The sequence below is a fragment of the Bradyrhizobium sp. UFLA03-84 genome (genome assembly GCF_002289535.1).
Classification (GTDB): domain Bacteria; phylum Pseudomonadota; class Alphaproteobacteria; order Rhizobiales; family Xanthobacteraceae; genus Bradyrhizobium; species Bradyrhizobium viridifuturi.
The window spans coordinates 12,076-34,076 of record NZ_NSJY01000015.1 but is presented as its reverse complement, the minus strand read 5'-3'; the positions used below and the strand labels follow the sequence as shown (position 1 = coordinate 34,076).

Sequence of the window (22,001 nt, the reverse complement as noted above, 5' to 3'; positions counted from 1 at the left end):
AACGGCGTGTTGCGTTTTGGCGGAGCTTGTTCCAAAAGATGGCCCTGTTCTAGCTTCTCCAGCGGCAACGCCGCGCCTTGCAGGGTCCCCGCCAATGACCGGTTTTTCGACCGCACGCCAGTATATGGTCGATGGTCAGGTGCGTCCGAGCGACGTGACCGATGATCGTATTCTCGAAGCCATGCTGACGGTGCCGCGCGAAGTCTTCGTGCCGGCCAGCAAGCAGGCGCTCGCCTATCTGGACCTCGATCTCGATGTCGCCGAGGGCGGCGCGGCCAGGCGCTGCCTGATCACGCCGGCGCTGCTCGCGAGGATGCTGCAGGCCGCCGAGATCAAGGCCACCGACCGCGTCCTGGTCGTCGGCTGTGCAACCGGCTACGCCGCCGCGGTCCTGGCGCGCTTTGCCGCGCAGGTTAGCGCGACCGAGAGCGATCCGGCGCTTGCCGCGAAAGCAACTGCAGCATTCGCCCAGCTCGGGATCCCAAATCTGACCGTGAAGACCGCGGCTTCCGCCGACGGCGATGCTGCGGGCGCGCCATATGATGTCATCGTCCTCAATGGTGCGACCGAAATCGTCCCGACCGGGCTGTTTGCCCAGCTCAAGGAGGGGGGCCGGCTGGTCGGGGTGTTCGGCCTGACGCCGCCGCCGCGCGCCACCCTCGTGACGCACTCCCACGGGGATTTCGGGCATCGCGAGCTGTTCGACGCCACCGCCCCGGTGCTGCCTGGACTGGAACGGCTCCCTGCCTTCGTCTTCTGACCCTACCGCGCTGCGCCACCTGATAGAATCCCGTTCTGAATCAGAAGTGTGGCCCGTTTGCCCCATGTGAAGAGTTTCGACCATGTTCCGTTGCGGGGTAGTTCCGTTGCCCTTAGCTGCGGACTAAGGTGAGGCGGGACTCACTTCGTCCGAAGCGACCGCCGGAACTGACTTACGTGTGGAGACGGCGACTACAATGATTGGATTACCGGGGATGCGTGGGGTGAAGGTTATCACCGCGGCTGCGACTGCCGTCCTTCTGCTGGCGGAACTGGGCCCCGTGCCCGCGCTCGCCGAAACTATCGAGTCCGCGCTGGTGCGGTCTTACCAGAACAATCCCCAGCTGAATGCACAACGTGCACAGGTGAGGTCGATCGACGAAAACGTTCCGCAGGCGCTCTCGGGTTACCGTCCGAAGGTCTCGCTGACTGCGACGGCGGGTGGACAATACACCGATGAGCAGTTGGGGCAGGGAACCGCGGCTGTGTCCGGCGTGAGCCGGCAGCGCACCGTTGCCCTTACCGCCAACCAGTCGCTGTTCAATGCGCAGAATGCGCCGAGGGTGCGCCAGGCTGAAAGCCAGGTGTCGTCGGCACGCGAAGGTTTGCGTGTGCTCGAGCAGACCGTGCTGTTGAGCGCGGCGACGATCTATATGGATTATCTACGCGACTCGGCGATCGTCGAGGTTCAGCGCAGCAACACGCGCGTGCTTGAGCAGACGCTGAAGCAGACGCAGGACCGCTTCAACGTCGGCGAGGTGACGCGCACGGACGTCGCCCAATCCGAGGCCCAACTCGCGGCCGGCAAAACCCAGCAGCTCACCGCGGAATCGAACCTGACGACGACGCGGTCGAATTATCGCCGCATCATCGGCATCGAGCCGCAGAGTCTCGCGCCGGGTTCGCCGGTCGACCGATTCCTGCCGGCGACGCTTGCGGCCGCCGTCGAGCTCGGCCTGACCCAGAATCCGAACGTCACCGCTGCGATGTACGGCGTCGACGTCAACTTCCTGCAGACCAAGGTTGCCGAAGGCGCTCTGCTGCCGACCGTGGGGCTGCAGCTGTCGGTCAGCCAGGGCTACGAGACGCAGTTGACCGTGTATCGCCTGTTCAATGCGTCGGCGGGGGTTCAGTTGTCGCTGCCGATCTATCAGGGCGGCGCTGAATACTCGCTGATCCGCCAGTCCAAGGAATCGCTGGCGCAACAGCGCCTGGTTCTGGAACAGACCAGGGATCAGGCACGTGCCAACGTCGTGACCGCCTGGGGCCAGCTGGTCGCCGGCAAATCGCAGGTGGCGTCGGCGCAGGCGCAGGTCGCCGCATCCGAGATCGCGCTCAATGGTGTGCGTGAAGAAGCCAAGGCCGGCCAGCGCACCACGCTCGACGTGCTCAATGCGCAGCAGGCGCTCGTCAACGCGCGCAATGCGCTCGTCACCGCACAGCACGACCGCGTCGTCGCGTCCTACAATGTGCTGAATTACATTGGCCGTCTGTCGCCGCAGGTGATGGGGCTTGCGACCAACGTCTATGATGCGAGCGTGCACTACCAGCAAGTTCGCGACAACTGGGCCGGCGTTCGTACGCCCGACGGCCGCTAAAACACCTTCACTTCATCATCGCTTGTCGCGCCATGTTTGTGGTTCTGAGTTAATCAGGACCACAAACGGGCGCGTTTGCTTGCAATCGATAATTGGCCTGACATACCGTTTTGTCGGGCAGCAAGGCGATTCGCGGCGAGCCGGCGTGGCGTGATGACAGGTGCGACGCCACCTGTGATCACGCTGCATTGGACGACACGAAGCTTGCAGAATGGCCTCGGGCGGGCGTGATCTGGGGACAAGTCGGGCGGGAGCAATGAAAATCTCCGCCCGCATCATCGGAACCGGCGAATCCTCTCGGGCTTGATGTAAAATAGTTTCGATGTGGAGTCGGAGATGACGCAACCTGCGAAGGTCCAAGAGCCCTCGATGGAGGAGATCCTGGCGTCGATCCGTCGCATCATTGCCGACGACGAGGCGAAGCCGGGTGCGGCCGAGAAGCTGGCGGCCGCCGCTCCACCGCCGCCTCCAAAGGCCGAGCCCACGCCACCACCGGCAGCCAAGCCCGCGATGAAGAGCCCGCCTCCTGCCGCGAAGGCCGCAGCACCCGCGCCGAAATCACCACCGCCGGCGGCTCCGGCCAGCAACAGCCAGGACGATATCGATTCGCTTCTGGCCAGCCTCGACGAGGCGACGCCCGCGGCCGAGATCAGGCCGTCGCCGCAGCCCGAAGCCCAGCCCGAAGCCGATGTGTTCGAGCTCACCGACGACATGGCACTGCCGGAGCCGGCTCCCGCGCCATCGTTCCGCAAGGTCGAGCCGCAGGACGACGTCGAGTTCACTGAGGCCCGCACCCGGGCGCCTGTCCAGGAATCCGTTCGCGAGCCAGTTCGAGAGCCGCCGGCGATCGAAACCGCGCCGATGCAGCAGATCATCTCGGGAACCACGATGCGGGCGGTCGAATCCGCCTTCAACTCGCTGGCCAACACCGTGCTGAGCAACAATGCACGGACGCTGGAGGATCTGGTCAAGGAGATGCTGCGGCCGATGCTGAAGTCCTGGCTGGACGACAATCTGCCGGGCCTGGTCGAGCGGATCGTCAAGGCCGAGATCGAGCGGGTATCCCGCGGTCGATAAGCCCGCCCCCACAGGGGCTTGGCAGCCCTCATTCCGTCCCCAAATGCCCAAAACGCCGTTTTGACGTGCCAGTCCGGTTGACTTGGTGCGCTCCGGCGGCTTTCTAACCTTTCCCGTGGTCCACAGCGCATTGTCATGATCGAGAAAAACTACCAGCCCGCCGATATCGAGCACCGCATGGCCCGGATCTGGGAGGAGAGCGGTGCGTTCAAGGCCGGCCGGCCCGAGCGCAAGGACGCCGCGCCCTTCACCATCGTGATCCCGCCGCCGAACGTGACCGGCTCGCTGCACATGGGTCACGCGCTCAACAACACGCTGCAGGACATCCTGTGCCGGTTCGAGCGGATGCGCGGTCGCGACGTGCTGTGGCAGCCCGGCACCGACCATGCCGGCATCGCGACCCAGATGGTGGTCGAGCGTCAGCTGATGGAACGGCAGGAGCCGGGCCGGCGCGACATGGGCCGTGCCAAGTTCCTCGATCGGGTCTGGCAATGGAAGGCCGAGAGCGGCGGCACCATCGTCAACCAGCTCAAGCGCCTCGGCGCGTCCTGCGACTGGTCGCGCGAGCGGTTCACGATGGACGAGGGCCTGTCGCGCGCCGTCGTCAAGGTGTTCGTCGAGCTGCACCGCGATGGGCTGATCTACAAGGACAAGCGGCTCGTCAACTGGGACCCGAAGCTGCTGACCGCGATCTCAGATCTCGAGGTGCAGCAGGTCGAGGTCAAGGGTCATCTCTGGTACCTGCGCTATCCGATCGAGGGCCGCAGCTTCAGCCCGGACGATCCGAAGTCGTTCATCGTGGTCGCGACGACGCGTCCCGAGACAATGCTGGGCGACACCGCGGTCGCGGTGCATCCGGACGACGAGCGCTACACCGATTTGGTCGGCCAGCACGTCATCCTGCCATTGGTCGGCCGCAAGATTCCGATCGTCGCCGACGATTATTCCGATCCGGAGAAGGGCTCCGGCGCGGTCAAGGTGACGCCGGCGCACGACTTCAACGACTTCGAGATCGGCAAACGCCATGGCCTGCCGCAGATCAGCGTGCTCGATCAGGAAGGCTGCCTCAGCCTCACCGGCAACGAGGACTACCTGCGCGGCTTGCCGATGGGCGCCGACGAGTTTGCCGCCGAGTTCGACAAGATCGAACGCTTCGCGGCGCGCAAGAAGATCGTGGCGCGGCTGGAGGAGTTCGGCTTCCTCGAGCGGATCGAGCCCAACACCCACATGGTGCCGCATGGCGACCGCTCCGGCGTCGTGATCGAGCCGTATCTGACCGACCAATGGTACGTCGACGCCCATACGCTGGCGCAGCCGGCGATGGCGGCGGTGCGCTCGGGCGAAACCACCTTCGTGCCGAAGAACTGGGAAAAGACCTATTTCGAGTGGATGGAGAACATCCAGCCTTGGTGCATCTCGCGCCAGCTGTGGTGGGGCCATCAGATCCCGGCCTGGTACGGGCCCGACGGCAAGGTGTTCGTCGCCGAGACCGAGGAAGAGGCGGTCGGCAACGCGCTCGGCTATTACGTCGAGCAGGAAGTCATCACGCCGGAGCAGGGGCACGACATGGCGGTCGATCCCGCCAAGCGCGAGGGCTTCATCACGCGCGACGAGGACGTGCTCGACACCTGGTTCTCGTCGGCGCTGTGGCCGTTCTCGACGCTGGGCTGGCCGGACGATACGCCGGAGGTCGCGCGCTACTACCCGACTAACACGCTGGTCACGGGCTTCGACATCATCTTCTTCTGGGTCGCCCGGATGATGATGATGGGTCTGCATTTCATGAAGCAGGCGCCGTTCTCGACCGTCTACATCCACCGTCTCGTCCGCGACGAGAAGGGCGCGAAGATGTCGAAGTCGAAGGGCAACGTCATCGACCCGCTCGGCGTGATCGACGAATACGGCGCCGACGCGCTGCGCTTCGCGCTGACCCGCGAAGCGGCGCAGGGCCATGATATCCGCCTGTCGCCGCATCTGGTCGAGACCAACCGCAATTTCGCGACCAAGTTCTGGAACGCCTGCCGCTTCGCCGAAATGAACGAGTGCGTGAAGCCGGATGGTTTCGATCCGAAGGACGCCAAGGAAACGCTCAACCGCTGGATCGCGCACGAGACCTCGCGCGTCACCCGCGAGGTGACCGAGACGATCGAGGATCATCGCTTTAACGATGCGGCGGGTGCGATCTACCGCTTCGTCTGGAACGTGTTCTGCGACTGGTATCTCGAGCTCGCCAAGCCGGTGCTGATGGGCGAGGACGGCGCGGCCAAGGCCGAGACCCGCGCCATGATCGCATGGACGCGCGACGAGATCCTCAAGCTGCTGCACCCGTTCATGCCCTTCATTACCGAGGAGCTGTGGGCGGTGACCGCGAAGCGCGATGGCCTCCTGGTGCTGGCATCCTGGCCGCGCAAGTCGGGCGTCACCAGTGAACAGCTGGCGGCGATCGCGACTGCCGGTCCAGTGGTCGATCCGATCATTCCGCCGGTCATTGCCGCGCTCGACGCGGACGAGTTCAGCGATCCCGCGGCCGAGGCCGAGATCGGCTGGGTGGTCGATCTCGTCACCGCCATGCGCTCCGTGAAGGCGGAGATGAACATCCCGCCGTCGACGCTGACGCCGCTGGTGATCGTGACGACTTCGGATGAGACGCGCGATCGCGCACAGCGCTGGAACGACACCATCAAGCGTCTCGCGCGCTTGTCGGACATCTCGTTTGCGGACGCCGCGCCGGAAGGCGCCATGCAGCTTCTGGTGCGCGGCGAAGTCGTCGCATTGCCGCTGAAGGGCGTGATTGATCTCGCCGCGGAACGGGCCCGGCTCGAGAAGGAGCTCGGCAAGGCCGACGCCGACATCAAGCGGGTCGACGCAAAGCTCTCCAACGAGAAGTTCGTCGCCAACGCGCCGGAAGAGCTCGTCGAGGAAGAGAAGGAAAAGCGCTCGGCCGCTCAGGAGCGTCGGGCGAAGATCCTTGAGGCGATCGAGCGGCTGAAGAAGGCGTCGTAGCCGTCACGCCGTGGCGCTCAGAACCGTTTGCTGAGGAACTTCGATCCCTTCAGCCCGTAGCGCCAGGGCAGCTCGACGGCCTTGGTGATGCCGATCCGGATCCCGGTGACGATGTCGGGCGTCTCCAACCGCGCGTGGAGTGCGATCGGCGGACGGTCGAGCGGCAGTTCGCTATGGGCAATGGTGATGCCCATCGCTTCGCAGAGCTTGCCTGGTCCCGAGCACAACGCGCGCTCGTCCTCTAGCCCGCGCCGCTGGCGCATCGCGGCAAGCCCATGGGTCGGCTCGATCGCGCGGATCAGGACGGCGCTGGCCGAACCCGCTTCCTCGCACACGAAATTGACGCACCAATGGATGCCGTAGGAGCGGTAGACATAGGAGAAGCCCGGCGGGCCGAACATCACCTGATTGCGGGGAGTGGGCCCATTGAACGAGTGGGCCGCCGGCTCGGTGTGATGGTAGGCCTCGACCTCGGTGATGATGCCGCCGACGCCGCCGACCAGGAAGGTCGCGCCGATCAGGTCGGGCGCGACCTCGTGGACGCTGCGATCGAAGAAGGCGCGTTTCAGCGCCTTGCCGAGGCGTGGCGCAGTCGCACGGGTGAAGCGGGGATTTTGAGCCATTTTGAGGTGGGAATCGGCGTGGAACGGACCACAACAGTGCCAATATCTGGGCTGATCTGCTAGGGTCGCGGCGCGGGTTGCGAGCCGCGCCAACACCGATTAGCTATGGTTTCTCGCGACTTGCAGGCACCTATGGTCACTATCGTCGACACCATTTCCACCACCCAGCTCCGCCCGCGTCACCCCGAAAAGGTGAACCGTCCGGATTCCGTGTCGCCGCCGAAGCCGGACTGGATCCGGGTTCGCGCGCCGAACACGCGCGGCTATGCGGATACGCGCCGCATCGTGAAGGAGAACGGCCTCGTCACGGTGTGCGAGGAGGCGGGCTGCCCCAACATCGGTGAGTGCTGGGACAAGAAGCACGCCACATTCATGATCATGGGCGACACCTGCACCCGCGCTTGCGCGTTCTGCAACGTCAAGACCGGCATGCCCGGCGCGCTCGATGCCAATGAGCCCGAACACGTTGCCGAGGCAGTGTCCAAGCTGGGATTGGCCCACGTCGTCATCACCTCGGTCGATCGCGACGATCTCGCCGACGGCGGCGCCGAGCATTTCGCGCAAGTGATCCGCGCCATCCGTGCGCGCTGCCCGACCACCACCATCGAGATCCTGACGCCGGACTTCCTGCGCAAGGACGGCGCGCTCGAGCGCGTGGTCGCGGCCAAGCCCGACGTCTTCAACCACAACCTGGAAACCGTGCCGTCGCGCTATCTGACGGTCCGCCCGGGCGCGCGCTATTTCCATTCGATCCGGCTGCTGCAGCGGGTCAAGGAAATGGACCCGACCATCTTCACCAAATCGGGCATCATGGTCGGCCTCGGCGAGGAGCGGCACGAGGTGCTGCAGGTGATGGACGATCTGCGCTCGGCCGAGGTCGACTTCCTGACCATCGGCCAGTATTTGCAGCCGACGCGCAAGCATCACGCGGTGATGCGCTACGTGACGCCGGACGCGTTCGCCGGCTACGAGCGCGTTGCCTATACCAAGGGTTTCCTGATGGTGTCGGCGAGTCCGCTGACACGCTCGTCGCATCATGCCGGCGAGGATTTTGCCAAACTGCAGGCGGCCCGCACGGCCCGCGGCCGCTAGATTTTGTAAACGGCGGTGAGCCGGCGCCATCACGCGCCGTTGCTCGATCGAGCCTTGATTGAGCCTTTGGACGAGACCAATGCAGCGCGTTCTGGTGATGGGATCGTCGGGATCCGGCAAGTCGACCTTTGCGCGGCGGCTGTCCGCGCTGACCGGTATCCCGACCGTGTCGATCGACGCGCTGTTCTGGAAGCCGGGCTGGGTCGAGTCGGACAAGGACGAATTCAATCTTCGCATGACCGCGGCGGCGCGAGAGCCGCGCTGGATCATGGACGGGAACTACACCAAGAGCGGTGCAGGTGAGCTGCGCCGCGAGCTCTCCGATACGATCATCTGGTTCGACCTGCCGCGATCGACCTGCATGCTCGGAATCCTCGGGCGCATTGCCGGGAGCTATGGCCAGGTCCGTCCCGAGATGGCGGAGGGCTGCCCGGAGAAGTTCGACCTCGAATTCTTCCGCTATGTCTGGACCTATCGCCGTCAGCAGCGGCCGAAGCTGATCGAATATTTCGAGGGTTTGCGTGCCGATCAATCGCTGGTCTGCTTTACCGATCGGGCGCAGGCCGACCACTATCTGAACAACCTCGCACTCCAGCGAAACCGTGCGAGTATCCACTGATGCCACGATTCTCCAGCAAGCGGCGGGTCCGCCACACCGCGCCCCAGATGTTCGACCTGGTCGCCGACGTCGAGCGCTATCCGGAATTCGTGCCGCTGTGTCAGGCGCTCAAGATCCGCCAGCGGACGCCCAAGGACGACGGCACCGAGGTCGTGGTCGCCGACATGACCGTCTCCTTCAAGCTGGTCAAGGAAACCTTCACCAGCAAGGTGACGCTCGACCGGCCCAACCTGAAGATTCTGGTCGAGTATCTGCGCGGCCCGTTCAGCAATCTGGAGAATCGCTGGAGCTTCGAGCCGAAGTCGGAGACCGAATGCGATGTCGGCTTCTTCCTGAATTACGAATTCAAGAGCCGGATGCTGGCAATGCTGATGGGCTCGATGTTCGACGCCGCCTTCGGGCGGTTTGCCCACGCGTTCGAGAAGCGCGCGGACCAAGTCTACGGCAAACCGGCCGTTTCGTAACTCGATCCGTCATTGCGAGCGCAGCGAAGCAAGCCATCTCACCACGCCGGCGGTGGCATGGATTGCTTCGTCGCTATCGCTCCTCGCAATGACGTGGAAGGAGAAAGGGCATCGCAGCGGTCTGTGCGCGATGCCCAGATGCTAAATCACGGGCAGGAACGCCGCACGCCGCCGGACGCGATGTAGGTGCCGGAAGCCGGGTCGTAGGAGCGGAAGCGCTGGGAGCAATAGGCGTCGTTGTTGGCCTTGGCCTGGCTCGCCGCGATGGCACCGCCGATGATCGCGCCGGCTGCAAGGCCGCCGATGATCGCAGCGCCGTTTCCGCCGCCGTGGTGATGGTGGTATCCGCCGCGGTAGCCGTACCCGCCCCGATAGCCGTAACGCGGACCGCCATGCCAGTGGCGATACTGCACGTGCTCGACGGAGGTAGGCTGGTCCTGCAAGCGGGCAGCGGGTGCGAGCGGGGCGGCGAACGAAGGGACAACAGTCGACAGCGTCATGGCACCAGCGGTGATCGCGGCCACGACCAAAGTTCCCAACTTCATCATTTTCTCCTTGTTGTGGGATTTTGCCGTTCGAAGAACGACTGAAACGGCAGAGTTGGATCAAGAGAAAACGGCGAGGCGACGTCAACGTTCCACCTGAGGTGGGCGGCACTGGGTCGCAGTTGACCGAAAGCTATCGCCGCGCCGTCGTTCGTGCGACTCGACGTCGGTAGGCCTAGCCTCGCGGCGGCCGCCGGCGTTTCGCGGCGTGGCTGCGCGGCGAACGGGCCACCCGCGGTCGCAACCGGCTGGCAGTCTCACGGCGGGGTTTTGCGGCCTGTGGCGGGCGCGCGAGCTCCATCAACATGCGCAGCGCTTCGACGACGGAGCGTTGCCGCACCGTGCTGCGCCCAATCGCGCCGAACCGATGTTCGCGATGAAGGATGCGGCCATCGCGCGCGGCGACGGCGAAATGCACGAGGCCTACCGGCTTGCCCGGCGTTGCGCCGCCAGGGCCCGCGATGCCGGTGATCGACACCGCAAGGTCGACGCCGGCCTTTTCCAGCGCGCCGATCGCCATCGCGGTCGCGGTTTCCTTGCTCACCGCACCGAACGTCTCCAGCGTCGCCGCCTTGACGCCGAGCATCACCCGCTTGGCCTCGTTCGAATAGGTGACGAAGCCGCGATCGATCACGTCGGAGGAGCCGGGGATGTCGGTGAGCGCACCCGCAACCAGGCCGCCGGTGCAGGATTCGGCGGTCGCGATGGTCAGCTTGCGCATCCGGCACAGGTCGAGCAGCGAGCGGGACAAGGCACGAGCGTCGCTGCCGCCCATCTTAGGCCCCCCAGCCCTTATCGTCCCAGGGCAGGCGGACCGTGGCGCTCGCGGTCGCCGCGATACCTTCCTCGCGGCCGGTGAAGCCGAGCCGTTCGCTGGTGGTAGCCTTGACCGCGACGCGCGAGATATGGACGCCGGAGATCTCCGCGATCTTCGCCCGCATGGTGTCGCGGAGCGGGCCGATCTTCGGCCGCTCGCAGATCATCGTCACTTCGAGATTGGCGATCCGCCCGCCGCGCGCGGTGACGCGCTCGACGGCATATTTCAGGAATTGGTCGGATGAGGCGCCTTTCCACTTGGCGTCGCTCGGCGGGAAGTGCGAGCCGATGTCGCCGTCGGCCAGTGCGCCGAGGATCGCATCGACCAGCGCATGCAGCCCGACATCGCCGTCGGAATGGGCCAGAAATCCCCTGGTGTGCGGCACGCGCACGCCGCAGATCATGACATGGTCGCCGTCACCAAAGGCGTGCACGTCGTAGCCGGTGCCGGTCCTGATGTCGCCGAGCTGGCTTGCGAGCCGCGCTTCCTCGCGCACGAAGTCTTCGGGTGTGGTGAGTTTCATGTTGGCAGCATCGCCTTCAAACGTCGCAACGGTCAATCCCGCCCATTCAGCAAGCGCAGCATCATCGGTGAAATCGCTGCGGCCCTCGCGCGCGGCACGACGATGCGCCTCCAATATTACGTCGAAACGAAATGCCTGCGGCGTCTGCGCGATCCGCAGGCGCGCGCGCTCCGGCGTCGCCTCGACGTCGCCGGCATCGCTGGTGAGCTTGATCGTGTCGGTGACGGGAATCACGGGGATCGCCGCACCGGTCCGGCCGGCCGCTGATATCGCGCGCGAGATCACGGCCGCGGTCACGAAGGGGCGGGCGGCATCGTGGATCAGCACGACGTCCGGCTTCTCGGCGGCAAGCGCCTCAAGCCCGGCATGAACCGAGGCCTGCCGGGTCGCGCCACCTGGGGTCGGCGGCCGGTGACGAAGGCCCGCGACCGCTTCATCGAACAGCGCAGCGTCGTCGGGATTGACCACCGGCTGCACCGCAAAGACATCGGGATGTCCGGAGAACGCTTCCATGGCGCGGTAGATCACCGTCTGCCCGCCGATCGTCCGATATTGCTTCGGGCCGCCTGCGCCAGCGCGCAGTCCGCGGCCGGCGGCGACAAGGATGGCTGCGGTACGCTCAGGCTTCGGCATTTTGAACCAGTGACAGACGAATCGGGGATGAGGGGGACGGCGAGGATCGCCCGCCGCGCACAGCCCTTAGCATGACCGCTGTGCAAAAACAGAGCGTTTGCCGCTGACTGTGGGAAAAGCAGATTTTGTTGCAGTGCACTTGCGTCGGTGGTAGAAATGTCTAAACCGTAGGCATGAGCCTTGACTGCACAAGAATTGTGCGCAGAATAGACAATGTCAGCTGCAATGGCGTGGCTGCAGAACGATGAGACGGTTGTGACCGGCGTGCAAAGTACTCCTCGTAACCCATTGAAGATAGGCGATATTGCTGTCGCCAACCGGGTTCTCCTCGCGCCCATGTCCGGCATCACTGACGCGCCCTTCCGGCGACTCGCTGCAACTTTGGGCGCCGGCCTGGTGGTCTCCGAGATGACCGCCAGCGACGATCTGGTGAATGGCAAGCCGATGTCGAAGCTGCGTTGTGAGGCAGCCGGGATCGGGCCGCATGTGGTCCAGCTTGCGGGCTGCGAGACCCACTGGATGGCGGAGGGCGCACGGATCGCCGAGGCCGCGGGTGCCGACGTCATCGACATCAACATGGGCTGCCCAGCGCGCCACGTGACCGGCGGCCAGTCCGGCTCGGCCCTGATGCGCGACCTCGACCACGCGGTCGCGTTGATCGATGCGACCATCGCCGCGGTCAAGGTGCCGGTGACGCTGAAGATGCGGCTCGGCTGGGACGATCGCTCGCTCAATTCGCCCGAGCTGGCGCGCCGCGCCGAGGCATCGGGCGTCCAGATGATCACCGTGCATGGCCGCACCCGCTGCCAGTTCTACAAGGGCGAGGCGAACTGGAACGCGGTGCGCGCAGTCAAGGACGCCGTCACGATCCCGGTCGTGGTCAATGGCGACATCACCTCGTTCGACAAGGCCGTCGGCGCGCTTCAGATGTCGGGCGCCGACGCCGTCATGATCGGCCGCGGCGCGCAGGGGCAGCCCTGGCTGCCCGGCCAGATCGGCCGCAGGCTCGAGACCGGGGTCGCCGAGGCCGCGCCGTCGCTGGCCGAGCAGCTCAAGCATGTTCGCGCGCTGTATGACGCGGTGTGCAGCCACTATGGCCTGCGCATCGGGCTCAAGCATGCGCGCAAGCATCTCGGCTGGGCGCTGGAGACTGCGGCCGCCTATAGCTGCGCGCCGGCGGCAACCTTGAAGACCTGGCGGCAGGCGATCCTGACCTCGGAGGAGCCGTCCAGCGTGCATCGCGCGCTCGAGGACGCCTACGACGATTTTGCCTGGAGTGCTGCCGCATGACGTCAGCCATGGAATTTCGCCGGCCCGTGCCCACCGACGGCGAGGCCATCCTCAACGCGCTGCCCAATCCGGTGCTGCTGGTCGCGCCCGACGGCCGGATCGTTGATGCCAACATCGCCGCCGAATCCTTCTTCGAGATCTCGACCCAGTTCCTGCGCCGGCAGTCGCTGAAGGAGTTGGTGCCGTTCGGCAGCCCGCTGCTGGCGCTGATCGAGCAGGTGCGCGCCAGCGGCTCGCCGGTCAACGAATACAAGGTCGATCTCGGCACGCCGCGGATCGGCGGCGATCGCCAGGTCGATCTCCATGTTGCGCCGCTGACCGAGCGGCCCGGCCACATCGTGGTGATGCTGCAGGAGCGCACCATCGCCGACAAGATGGACCGCCAGCTCACCCATCGCAGCGCGGCGCGCTCGGTGATCGCGCTGGCCGCGATGCTCGCCCATGAGATCAAGAACCCGCTGTCCGGCATCCGCGGCGCCGCGCAGCTCCTGGAGCAACAGGCCTCCTCCGAGGACCGGCTGCTGACGCGGCTGATCTGCGACGAGGCGGACCGCATCGTCACGCTGGTCGACCGCATGGAAGTGTTCGGCGACGACCGTCCGGTGGCGCGCGGCCCGGTCAACATCCATTCGGTGCTCGACCATGTGAAGCGGCTGGCGCAGTCCGGCTTTGCCCGCAACGTCCGCTTCATCGAGGACTACGATCCGTCGCTGCCGCCGGTGCTCGCCAACCAGGACCAGCTGATCCAGGTGTTCCTCAATTTGGTGAAGAACGCGGCCGAGGCGGTCGCCGATCTCGGTACCGATGCGGAAATCCATCTCACCACGGCGTTCCGGCCGGGCGTGCGGCTGTCGGTGCCCGGCAAGAAATCGCGGGTCTCGCTGCCGCTGGAATTCTGCGTCAAGGACAACGGCTCGGGCGTGCCGGAAGACCTGCTGCCGAACCTGTTCGATCCCTTCGTCACCACCAAGCAGACCGGCAGCGGGCTCGGTCTCGCGCTGGTCGCCAAGATCGTCGGCGATCACGGCGGCATCATCGAATGCGAGTCGCAGCCGCGCAAAACCACTTTCCGCGTGCTGATGCCGATGTACAGCGCCGCCAAGCAACACGACCAAAGCAACCGCGATGACGTTCCGGGTACGTCCTCGCCTGCCTCTCAGGATGCACGATGAGGAACACCAATGCCTGCAGGTAGCATACTTGTCGCTGACGACGACACCGCGATCCGGACCGTCCTGAACCAGGCGCTGTCGCGCGCCGGCTATGAGGTGCGCCTGACCGGCAACGCCGCAACGCTGTGGCGCTGGGTCAGCCAGGGCGAGGGCGATCTTGTCATCACCGACGTGGTGATGCCCGACGAGAACGCATTCGATCTGCTGCCGCGGATCAAGAAGATGCGGCCCAATCTGCCGGTCATCGTGATGAGCGCGCAGAACACCTTCATGACCGCGATCCGCGCCTCCGAGCGCGGCGCCTATGAATATCTGCCGAAGCCGTTCGACCTGAAGGAGCTGATCACCATCGTCGGCCGCGCGCTTGCCGAGCCGAAGGAGCGGGTCTCAAGTCCCGCCGATGACGGCGAGTTCGACTCGATCCCGCTGGTCGGCCGCTCGCCGGCGATGCAGGAAATCTACCGCGTGCTGGCGCGGTTGATGCAGACCGATCTCACCGTGATGATCTCCGGCGAGTCTGGCACCGGCAAGGAGCTGGTCGCCCGTGCGCTGCACGATTACGGCCGGCGCCGCAACGGCCCGTTCGTCGCGGTCAACATGGCGGCGATCCCGCGCGACCTGATTGAATCCGAATTGTTCGGCCATGAGCGCGGCGCGTTCACCGGCGCCAATACCCGCGCCTCCGGCCGCTTCGAGCAGGCCGAGGGCGGCACGCTGTTCCTCGACGAGATCGGCGACATGCCGATGGAGGCGCAGACCCGTCTGCTCCGGGTGCTGCAGCAGGGCGAATACACCACCGTCGGCGGCCGTACCCCGATCAAGACCGACGTGCGCATCGTCGCGGCCTCCAACAAGGACCTGCGCATCCTGATCCAGCAGGGCCTGTTCCGCGAGGACCTGTTCTTCCGCCTCAACGTGGTGCCGCTGCGGTTGCCGCCGCTGCGCGAGCGCATCGAGGATCTGCCCGACCTGATCCGGCACTTCTTCTCCCTTGCCGAGAAGGACGGCCTGCCGCCGAAGAAGCTCGATGCCCAGGCGCTGGAGCGGCTCAAGCAGCACCGCTGGCCGGGCAACGTCCGCGAGCTGGAGAACCTCGCCCGGCGGCTCGCCGCGCTCTATCCGCAGGACGTCATCACCGCCTCGGTGATCGATGGCGAACTGGCGCCGCCGGCAGTCACCTCGGGCAGCACTGCGACCGTCGGCGTCGACAATCTCGGCGGCGCGGTCGAGGCCTACCTGTCCTCGCACTTCTCCGGCTTCCCGAACGGCGTGCCGCCGCCGGGCCTCTATCACCGGATCCTCAAGGAGATCGAGATCCCCTTGTTGACCGCTGCGCTGGCGGCAACCCGCGGCAACCAGATCCGGGCCGCCGACCTGCTCGGACTGAACCGCAATACGCTGCGCAAGAAGATCCGCGACCTCGACATCCAGGTCTACCGGAGCGGCGGGTAGGACTGACGGGGAGCGGGGCGCAAGCCCCGCGGCAAGCCCTCGCTACCGTTATTGAGTAGTCACAAATGGTTTGAGGACACGGCGCAGCACCGCGTCGCGCTGTTTCTCTGTTTTGGTCCTTGTTACGGAGTCTTGCTCAGACATCGGCGGACGAGGCCGTTGCCCTCGACATGAACGTGACGAGGCGTCGTGCTGCCATCAGCCGCCCAATATTCAAGATCGCCCTCGACAGGAAATGTGTTCAACTGCTCCGTCGAAATTTGCATTAGAGTCCGCAAGATGAAGTCTGACTTCCCGAAGAAGACAAGTTCGTAGCAAGGGTCGTGATTGGTCGCCCTGTCTATCGCCGCTTCAAACTCGCGAGGGCTGGCACCTTTGATGAATTCGCCCGCATCGAGCTTAGAGATCGTCCAGTCCTTCTTGAGAAACGCGCCTGGAGCCAACCGCTCATTCACCGGCAATTGAGGAGCGGACCAGCTCTTGTTGTCCCGGCCGGGCATGACAAACAACAGGTGCGAAATGAAGACATCGCGATCTCCACGATTCACAAAAACGGCAGCCTTCAACGTATTGGCCTCCACGATCGCGACGTTTTCTCTCGGCCACAATTTCGGTCTCCCCTCGGTGAACAACCAAAAGAGAGCGGATGCTGTCAAAGCAACAAGCGCAGTTATGCCGGAAGTGTATTGAAGGTGATTTCTCCACCTCGCTTGATAGCTTTTGCAAACGCTGCACAGAGTGGCGTTTGCTGGAATTGGTGTTTTGCACGCAACGCAGGGCGATAGCGGGATCGGGCCCGCTGCTGGATAATTTGGCATTGATTGTTCGGTCATATAGATGCTCTAGATGATCGAACTTGGCGCGACGAGTAGCTCCACCCGTAGCATCTTTGGCGGCACCGCGCTCCGCGAAGGGATTCGAAGGTAACACTGCCTGTCGGGTTTGATTTTTTGGTCACCGTGGTACGCCGACCTGCGGCGAGTGAGGATTGTTGATCGGCTCCAGGCATTCGGCAACCTTCTTCATCAACTCCGGGATGCGCTCAGGTTGCAGAACCATCACTTGGAAAATCTTGCCAAGATCAAGGTCGATGCCTTTGCGTATAATGTGCGCTCCATAGCCCCAAGTCTTATATTGATTGAGATGCTCGCGCTTCACCTTAAGGCCAGGCGGCAATGAAGCATTCGCTGATCTAATGAATTTGCTGAGCAAATAGAGACCGCCAATGATGAAGGCGGTTCTTTTTATCCACAATGGCTTGAGCGCGATCGCCTTGACGAAGAGCGGGCCTACGACCCGGGAGTTTAGCTTCAGCGAGAGCGGCACGGTGCCGACGTCCGCAATCTGAAAGCTCAACGCCACCGTGACCGTCTCGGCCTGGCGCCGCATCTTTCCGGCAACGAGAAAGCAACCGATAGCGTGTTGGTATTTCTCGCGGACAGTTCTGCGCTCACAAAGATCTGCAATCCATTCGGCCTCTCCTGACTGACGGTCAAAGGCTGCTAACCGCCCTGCCGCCTTGCGGATGATTTTCGCACAAGTCCGATCAGCCGAAATGCAAATGTCGTAGGCCATGATGCTTCCCGCCACGCTGGCGATAAATGCCACGGCAGAAGCTATGATGTTTGCGATTAGGTCCATGCCGCTACTCCCACAGCAGGGGTCTGATATTGGGCCAGTTCCTTCATCGCGGCCGCTTGTCCTGAGCGAGTCAGTTTGTAAAGGCGACGCTTCGGCCGACCAACCTCTGACGGTTCGACCTTCTCCCATTCGCCTTCGATCCACTTAGCGATCTCAAGACGTTGAAGGAGGGGGTACATCGTTCCCGATCCGAGTTTGGTGATCTTCGAGATTTCTGCGCCGGAGCGCCCCTGCTTTGGGTTCTCCAGCAGGAGCTTGAGCAGTTTCAAAGTCGGGCCTGAAATCCTGATCTTCTCGGCCATGATAATCTCCGCGCACACGTAATCGAAAGTCGATATAGCCCCTATATCGAGAATCGACAAGGTATTTCGCTCGCATCCATTATCTCGGCGGCGCGGTCGAGGCCTATCTGTCCTCGCACTTCTCCGGCTTCCCGAATGGCGTGCCGCCGCCGGGCCTCTACCACCGGATCCTCAAGGAGATCGAGATCCCCTTGTTGACCGCTGCGTTGACGGCAACCCGCGGCAACCAGATCCGGGCCGCCGACCTGCTCGGACTGAACCGCAACACGCTGCGCAAGAAGATCCGCGACCTCGATATTCAGGTCTACCGGAGCGGCGGCTAGGGACAGGGGCGGGGCGCCAAGCCCCGCTGCAAGCCTCTACCGTTATTGAGTAGTCACAAATGGTTTTGAGGACACGGCGCCGCACGGCGGTTTGCGCCGCGGAAATGTCGCAATTCGGCAACATTGTGATATGATTGCATCAGTTCGCAATTCCAGCGGGCGATCGCTCTCAGCTCAATTGCCGGTATGACCAGCGCAGACACCACCGCTTCAACATTACACGCGCCCCCGGCCGAGCCCACCGCAAAGGCGCGGGGCTTTCCGCTGCGGCGCTGGCTGGCGCCGTTCGCCGTGGCCATCGCGCTGCTGTCTGCCTTCCTCACCTTTGTGGTGCTGACCGGCCTGACCCCGATCGAGCCGACCTCGGACGTCGTCCGTTCCTTCCTGATGATCAACGCCGGCACGATCCTGCTGCTGGTCGGGATCATCGTCCGGGAAGTCTGGCAGATGGTGCAGGCGAGGCGGCGGGGCCGGGCGGCGGCACGGCTGCACGTCCAGATCGTCGGCCTGTTCTCGGTGATCGCGGTGCTACCCGCGGTGCTGGTGTCGATCGTCGCCAACGTCACCATCGAGCGGGGCCTCGACCGGCTGTTCTCAGGCCCCACCAAGCAGGTGATCCAGAACTCGCTGACGATCGCCAGTGCCTACATGCAGGAGCACGCCCAGCTCATCAACGGCGACACGCTGGCGATGGCCAACGACCTTGCCCATGCGCGGCCGCTCTACGACCAGGACCGCATGACGTTCCTGCAGCTGATGACGGCCGGCGCCGAGGCGCGGAACCTGCCGGTCGCGGTGCTGATGGACAAGGACGGCAAGATCGTCGCCAGCGCCGAAACCGGCGTTCGGCTGAACTACGAGGCGCCGCCGCCCGACATCCTGAAGGACATCAACGAGACCGAGCCGAAGATCTCGGTGTTCCCGGAAAACTACGTCGCCTCCGTGGTCCGGCTGCGCGCCTATGACGACATGTTCCTGTACGTCGCGCGGCTGCTTGATCCGGCGGTCGTGGCCCAGCTCAAGCAGACCCAGACCAGCGCCGCCGAATATGCCCAGCTCGAGACCCGCAGGCTCGGCATCCAGGTCGCGTTCGCGCTGATGTTCGCGGTGATCGCGCTGACCATCCTGATGGCCTCGGTGCTGATCGGCCTCAACTTCGCCAACGGATTGGTCTCTCCGATCCGCCAGCTGATGGGCGCGGCGAGCGAGGTCTCGACCGGCAACCTCAATGTTCAGGTGCCGGTCCACAAGTCGGCCAGCGACCTCGCGCTGCTCGGCGAAACCTTCAACAAGATGACCCAGGAGCTGCGCACCCAGCGCAACGAGCTGGTCGATGCCTCCGAGACCATCGACAGCCGCCGCCGTTTCATCGAGGCGGTGCTGTCCTCGGCCTCCGCCGGCATCATCGGGGTCGATGGCTCCGGCAGCGTCGGCATCCTCAACCGCTCGGCCGAGAAGCTGATCGGGCACGCCGAGTCGGAGACATTAGGTCATCCGCTCTCGGACGTGCTGCCCGAGCTCGACGAGATGATGAAGACCGCGCGCGAGGGCACGCAGCGCCTGGTGCAGGGTCAGGTCACGATCCTGCGCGACGGCAATGAGCGCAATCTGTCGGTTCGCGTCTCCGCCGAGCAGACCAGCCAGTCGCGCGACAGCTACATCATCACGCTCGACGACATCACCGAATTGGTCTCCGCGCAGCGCACCTCGGCCTGGGGCGACGTCGCCCGCCGCATCGCCCATGAGATCAAGAATCCGCTCACCCCGATCCAGCTCTCCGCCGAGCGCATCCGCCGCAAATTCGGCAAGACGATTACTGAAGAGAAGGACAAGTCGATCTTCGAGCAGTGCACCGACACCATCGTGCGCCAGGTCGACGACATCAGGCGCATGGTCGACGAGTTCTCACGCTTTGCGCGGATGCCCAAGCCCGTGATGGAAGGCGAGGACGTCGCCGACGTGGTGCGCCAGGCGGTGTTCCTGATGAAGGTCGCCCATCCCGATCTCGACATCGAGGCCGACATCAAGCAGTCGCCGCTGCCCGCGCAGTTCGACCGCCGGCTCATCTCGCAGGCGCTGACCAACATCATCAAGAACGCGACCGAGGCGATCGAGCAGGTGCCGCCCGAGGAGCTCGGCAAGGGCCGCATCGACGTCGTGGCGCAGCGCGAGGGTGACGACATCCTGATCGACGTGGTCGACAACGGCATCGGCCTGCCCAAGGTCGCGCGCGCGCGGCTGCTCGAGCCCTATGTCACGACGCGGGCCAAGGGTACTGGCCTTGGACTTGCGATCGTCGGCCGCGTCCTGGAGGACCACGGCGGCCGCATCGAGCTCAAGGACGCCTCCGATTTCCGCGAGGGCCAGCGCGGCGCCTGGATGCGTCTGCGCTTCTCCGTTACGGGCCAGGCGGCCAAGCCCGAACACAAGGCTGAAAGCAAGGAACAGAAACCGGACGCGACACCGGACAAGACCGAACCCGACAGTGAAAAAAATCCGCCGGGAGAGCCGACCAACGGCCCGGCACAGGCGACCAACAATGAACCAAAAATCCAAGAAGCAAGTAGCCAAGAGCCAAATGCGCAAGAGCCAAGAAGCCAAGAGCCAAAAATCAAAGCCGCGACGGGCGACTGACAAGGCAGGTGTAACCCATGGCAAGTGACATTCTGATTGTCGACGACGAAGCTGACATTCGTGACCTCGTCGCGGGTATTCTGGACGATGAGGGCTTCTCCACGCGCACTGCGCGCGACAGCGATTCGGCGCTCGCCGAGATCGCGAACCGCCGCCCGAACCTGGTCTTCCTCGACATCTGGCTGCAGGGCTCCAAGCTCGACGGCCTGCAACTGCTCGAGCAGATCAAGAAGGACAATGCCGACCTGCCGGTCGTGATGATCTCCGGCCACGGCAACATCGAGACCGCGGTCGCTGCGATCAAGCGCGGCGCCTACGACTTCATCGAGAAGCCGTTCAAATCGGACCGACTGATCCTGGTTGCGACCCGCGCGCTCGAGACCTCGCGGCTGAAACGCGAGGTGAAGGAGCTCAAGCAACTGGCGCCGGCGGCAAGCGTCCTGACCGGCCGCTCGGCCTGCATGAACCAGCTGCGCCAGACCATCGACCGCGCCGCCAAGGCCAACAGCCGTATCCTGATCGTCGGTCCGTCCGGCGCCGGCAAGGAGCTTGCCGCACGCACGCTGCACCATGCGTCGGGTCGCGCCGAGGGGCCGTTCGTGGTGATCAATGCGGCCGCGATCACGCCGGAGCGCATGGAGATCGAGCTGTTCGGCATCGAGGGATCGAATGGTGAGCAGCAACGCAAGGCCGGCGCGCTCGAGGAGGCGCATGGAGGCACGCTGTTTATCGACGAGATCGCGGACATGCCGCGCGAGACCCAGAACAAGATCCTGCGCGTGCTGGTCGATCAGACCTTCCAGCGCCAGGGCGGCACCAGCAAGGTGCATGTCGACGTCCGCATCATCTCCTCGACCGCACGCAATCTCGAGGAGGAGATCGCCGGCGGGCGTTTCCGCGAGGACCTCTATCACCGCCTCTCGGTGGTGCCGATCCGGGTGCCGCCGCTGTCGGAGCGCCGCGAGGACATTCCCGAGCTGATCGACTATTTCATGGACCAGATCTCGGCGGCCACCGGCCTGCCCAAGCGTCAGATTGGGCAGGACGCGATGGCCGTGCTGCAGTCGCATGTCTGGCCGGGCAACGTCCGTCAGCTCCGCAACAACGTCGAGCGCGTGATGATCCTGGCTGGCGGCGGGCCGGAGGCGATCATCACCGCCGACATGCTGCCGCAGGACGTCGGCTCGATGGTGCCGGCGATGCCGACCTCCAACAACGGCGAGCACATCATGGGCCTGCCGCTGCGCGAGGCGCGCGAGGTGTTCGAGCGCGACTATCTGATCGCCCAGATCAGCCGCTTCTCCGGCAATATCTCGCGCACCGCGGAGTTCGTCGGCATGGAGCGTTCGGCGCTGCATCGCAAGCTGAAGGCGCTTGGGGTCGGCTGACCCCGTGCCCTGGGCCGGTGGCCGTGGGTTGATTGGCGTGAAGCCT

19 protein-coding genes and 1 pseudogene are annotated in these 22,001 nt (G+C 64.5%); 13 read left to right on the top strand and 7 right to left on the bottom strand.

Translation table 11 applies throughout. The features are described from left to right. The first annotated feature begins 94 nt into the window (after window positions 1-94). The 4 genes from CK489_RS28765 to CK489_RS28750 all read left to right on the top strand — a co-directional run bounded on the left by CK489_RS28765 (window position 95) and on the right by CK489_RS28750 (window position 6,437). Window positions 95-760 carry a protein-L-isoaspartate O-methyltransferase family protein gene (locus tag CK489_RS28765; RefSeq protein ID WP_095734720.1) on the top strand — a complete coding sequence of 222 codons (666 nt, stop codon included), beginning with the start codon at window positions 95-97 and terminating at the stop codon, window positions 758-760. A 214-nt stretch (window positions 761-974) separates the two neighbouring features. Further along, window positions 975-2,357 carry a TolC family outer membrane protein gene (locus CK489_RS28760; RefSeq protein WP_095734719.1) on the top strand — a complete coding sequence of 461 codons (1,383 nt, stop codon included), beginning with the start codon at window positions 975-977 and terminating at the stop codon, window positions 2,355-2,357. Between the two features lie 336 nt (window positions 2,358-2,693). Continuing rightward, window positions 2,694-3,434 carry a PopZ family protein gene (locus tag CK489_RS28755; RefSeq protein ID WP_095734866.1) on the top strand — a complete coding sequence of 247 codons (741 nt, stop codon included), beginning with the start codon at window positions 2,694-2,696 and terminating at the stop codon, window positions 3,432-3,434. Between the two features lie 135 nt (window positions 3,435-3,569). Then, a complete protein-coding gene (locus CK489_RS28750; protein WP_095734718.1) occupies window positions 3,570-6,437 on the top strand; it encodes a valine--tRNA ligase in 2,868 nt (955 codons plus the stop codon). A 17-nt stretch (window positions 6,438-6,454) separates the two neighbouring features. Here CK489_RS28750 and CK489_RS28745 read toward each other — a convergent pair whose 3' ends face one another. Then, window positions 6,455-7,060 carry a DNA-3-methyladenine glycosylase gene (locus CK489_RS28745; RefSeq protein WP_095734717.1) on the bottom strand — a complete coding sequence of 202 codons (606 nt, stop codon included), beginning with the start codon at window positions 7,058-7,060 and terminating at the stop codon, window positions 6,455-6,457. A 132-nt stretch (window positions 7,061-7,192) separates the two neighbouring features. Between CK489_RS28745 and lipA the strand changes: the two genes are divergently transcribed. The 3 genes from lipA to CK489_RS28730 all read left to right on the top strand — a co-directional run bounded on the left by lipA (window position 7,193) and on the right by CK489_RS28730 (window position 9,235). Next, window positions 7,193-8,152: a lipoyl synthase gene (lipA, locus tag CK489_RS28740; RefSeq protein WP_095734716.1), complete on the top strand. Its 960-nt coding sequence runs from the start codon at window positions 7,193-7,195 to the stop codon at window positions 8,150-8,152. A 79-nt stretch (window positions 8,153-8,231) separates the two neighbouring features. Beyond that, window positions 8,232-8,771, top strand: coding sequence for a P-loop NTPase family protein (locus tag CK489_RS28735; RefSeq protein ID WP_095734715.1), 540 nt, complete (start codon window positions 8,232-8,234; stop codon window positions 8,769-8,771). Further along, on the top strand, window positions 8,771-9,235 hold the full coding sequence (locus CK489_RS28730) for a type II toxin-antitoxin system RatA family toxin (RefSeq protein ID WP_050626482.1): 465 nt from the start codon (window positions 8,771-8,773) through the stop codon (window positions 9,233-9,235). The genes CK489_RS28735 and CK489_RS28730 overlap by 1 nt, the downstream gene beginning before the upstream one ends. A gap of 146 nt (window positions 9,236-9,381) precedes the next feature. Here CK489_RS28730 and CK489_RS28725 read toward each other — a convergent pair whose 3' ends face one another. From CK489_RS28725 to CK489_RS28715, 3 genes are all read right to left on the bottom strand, one after another. Continuing rightward, window positions 9,382-9,783, bottom strand: coding sequence for a BA14K family protein (locus CK489_RS28725; protein WP_050626483.1), 402 nt, complete (start codon window positions 9,781-9,783; stop codon window positions 9,382-9,384). A 172-nt stretch (window positions 9,784-9,955) separates the two neighbouring features. Continuing rightward, window positions 9,956-10,555 carry a CinA family protein gene (locus tag CK489_RS28720; protein ID WP_095734714.1) on the bottom strand — a complete coding sequence of 200 codons (600 nt, stop codon included), beginning with the start codon at window positions 10,553-10,555 and terminating at the stop codon, window positions 9,956-9,958. A gap of 1 nt (window position 10,556) precedes the next feature. Then, entirely contained in the window at window positions 10,557-11,753 is a 1,197-nt protein-coding gene (locus CK489_RS28715) for a bifunctional 2-C-methyl-D-erythritol 4-phosphate cytidylyltransferase/2-C-methyl-D-erythritol 2,4-cyclodiphosphate synthase (RefSeq protein WP_095734713.1), read from the bottom strand. A gap of 288 nt (window positions 11,754-12,041) precedes the next feature. On the opposite strand from CK489_RS28715, the gene dusB reads away from it, so the two are divergent. From dusB to ntrC, 3 genes are read left to right on the top strand one after another with little or no spacing between them, the layout of a single operon-like run. Further along, window positions 12,042-13,043, top strand: coding sequence for a tRNA dihydrouridine synthase DusB (gene dusB / locus CK489_RS28710; RefSeq protein WP_198961066.1), 1,002 nt, complete (start codon window positions 12,042-12,044; stop codon window positions 13,041-13,043). Then, a complete protein-coding gene (locus CK489_RS28705; RefSeq protein ID WP_095734711.1) occupies window positions 13,040-14,215 on the top strand; it encodes a two-component system sensor histidine kinase NtrB in 1,176 nt (391 codons plus the stop codon). Before dusB ends, CK489_RS28705 begins: the two co-directional genes overlap by 4 nt. Before the next feature lie 9 nt (window positions 14,216-14,224). After that, the gene (gene ntrC / locus CK489_RS28700; RefSeq protein ID WP_021079341.1) at window positions 14,225-15,667 is read left to right on the top strand and encodes a nitrogen regulation protein NR(I); all 1,443 of its coding nucleotides are present in this window, start codon (window positions 14,225-14,227) and stop codon (window positions 15,665-15,667) included. 122 nt (window positions 15,668-15,789) lie between these two features. Here the strand turns inward: ntrC and CK489_RS28695 are convergent, their stop codons facing one another. From CK489_RS28695 to CK489_RS28685, 3 genes are all read right to left on the bottom strand, one after another. Next, window positions 15,790-16,275, bottom strand: a complete 486-nt coding sequence (locus CK489_RS28695) for a hypothetical protein (RefSeq protein WP_143278255.1) — start codon at window positions 16,273-16,275, stop codon at window positions 15,790-15,792. Between the two features lie 346 nt (window positions 16,276-16,621). After that, the gene (locus CK489_RS28690) at window positions 16,622-17,308 is read right to left on the bottom strand and encodes a hypothetical protein (RefSeq protein WP_095734709.1); all 687 of its coding nucleotides are present in this window, start codon (window positions 17,306-17,308) and stop codon (window positions 16,622-16,624) included. Continuing rightward, entirely contained in the window at window positions 17,299-17,610 is a 312-nt protein-coding gene (locus CK489_RS28685) for a PadR family transcriptional regulator (RefSeq protein ID WP_143278254.1), read from the bottom strand. Before CK489_RS28685 ends, CK489_RS28690 begins: the two co-directional genes overlap by 10 nt. 83 nt (window positions 17,611-17,693) lie before the next feature. Between CK489_RS28685 and CK489_RS28680 the strand changes: the two are divergent. The 3 genes and pseudogenes from CK489_RS28680 to ntrX all read left to right on the top strand — a co-directional run. Next, a pseudogene (locus CK489_RS28680) lies at window positions 17,694-17,933 on the top strand (helix-turn-helix domain-containing protein); the annotation flags it as partial. Between the two features lie 186 nt (window positions 17,934-18,119). Then, window positions 18,120-20,567: a sensor histidine kinase NtrY-like gene (locus CK489_RS28675; protein WP_095734706.1), complete on the top strand. Its 2,448-nt coding sequence runs from the start codon at window positions 18,120-18,122 to the stop codon at window positions 20,565-20,567. 17 nt (window positions 20,568-20,584) lie between these two features. Continuing rightward, on the top strand, window positions 20,585-21,955 hold the full coding sequence (gene ntrX, locus CK489_RS28670) for a nitrogen assimilation response regulator NtrX (RefSeq protein WP_095734705.1): 1,371 nt from the start codon (window positions 20,585-20,587) through the stop codon (window positions 21,953-21,955). The last annotated feature ends 46 nt before the right edge of the window (window positions 21,956-22,001 follow it).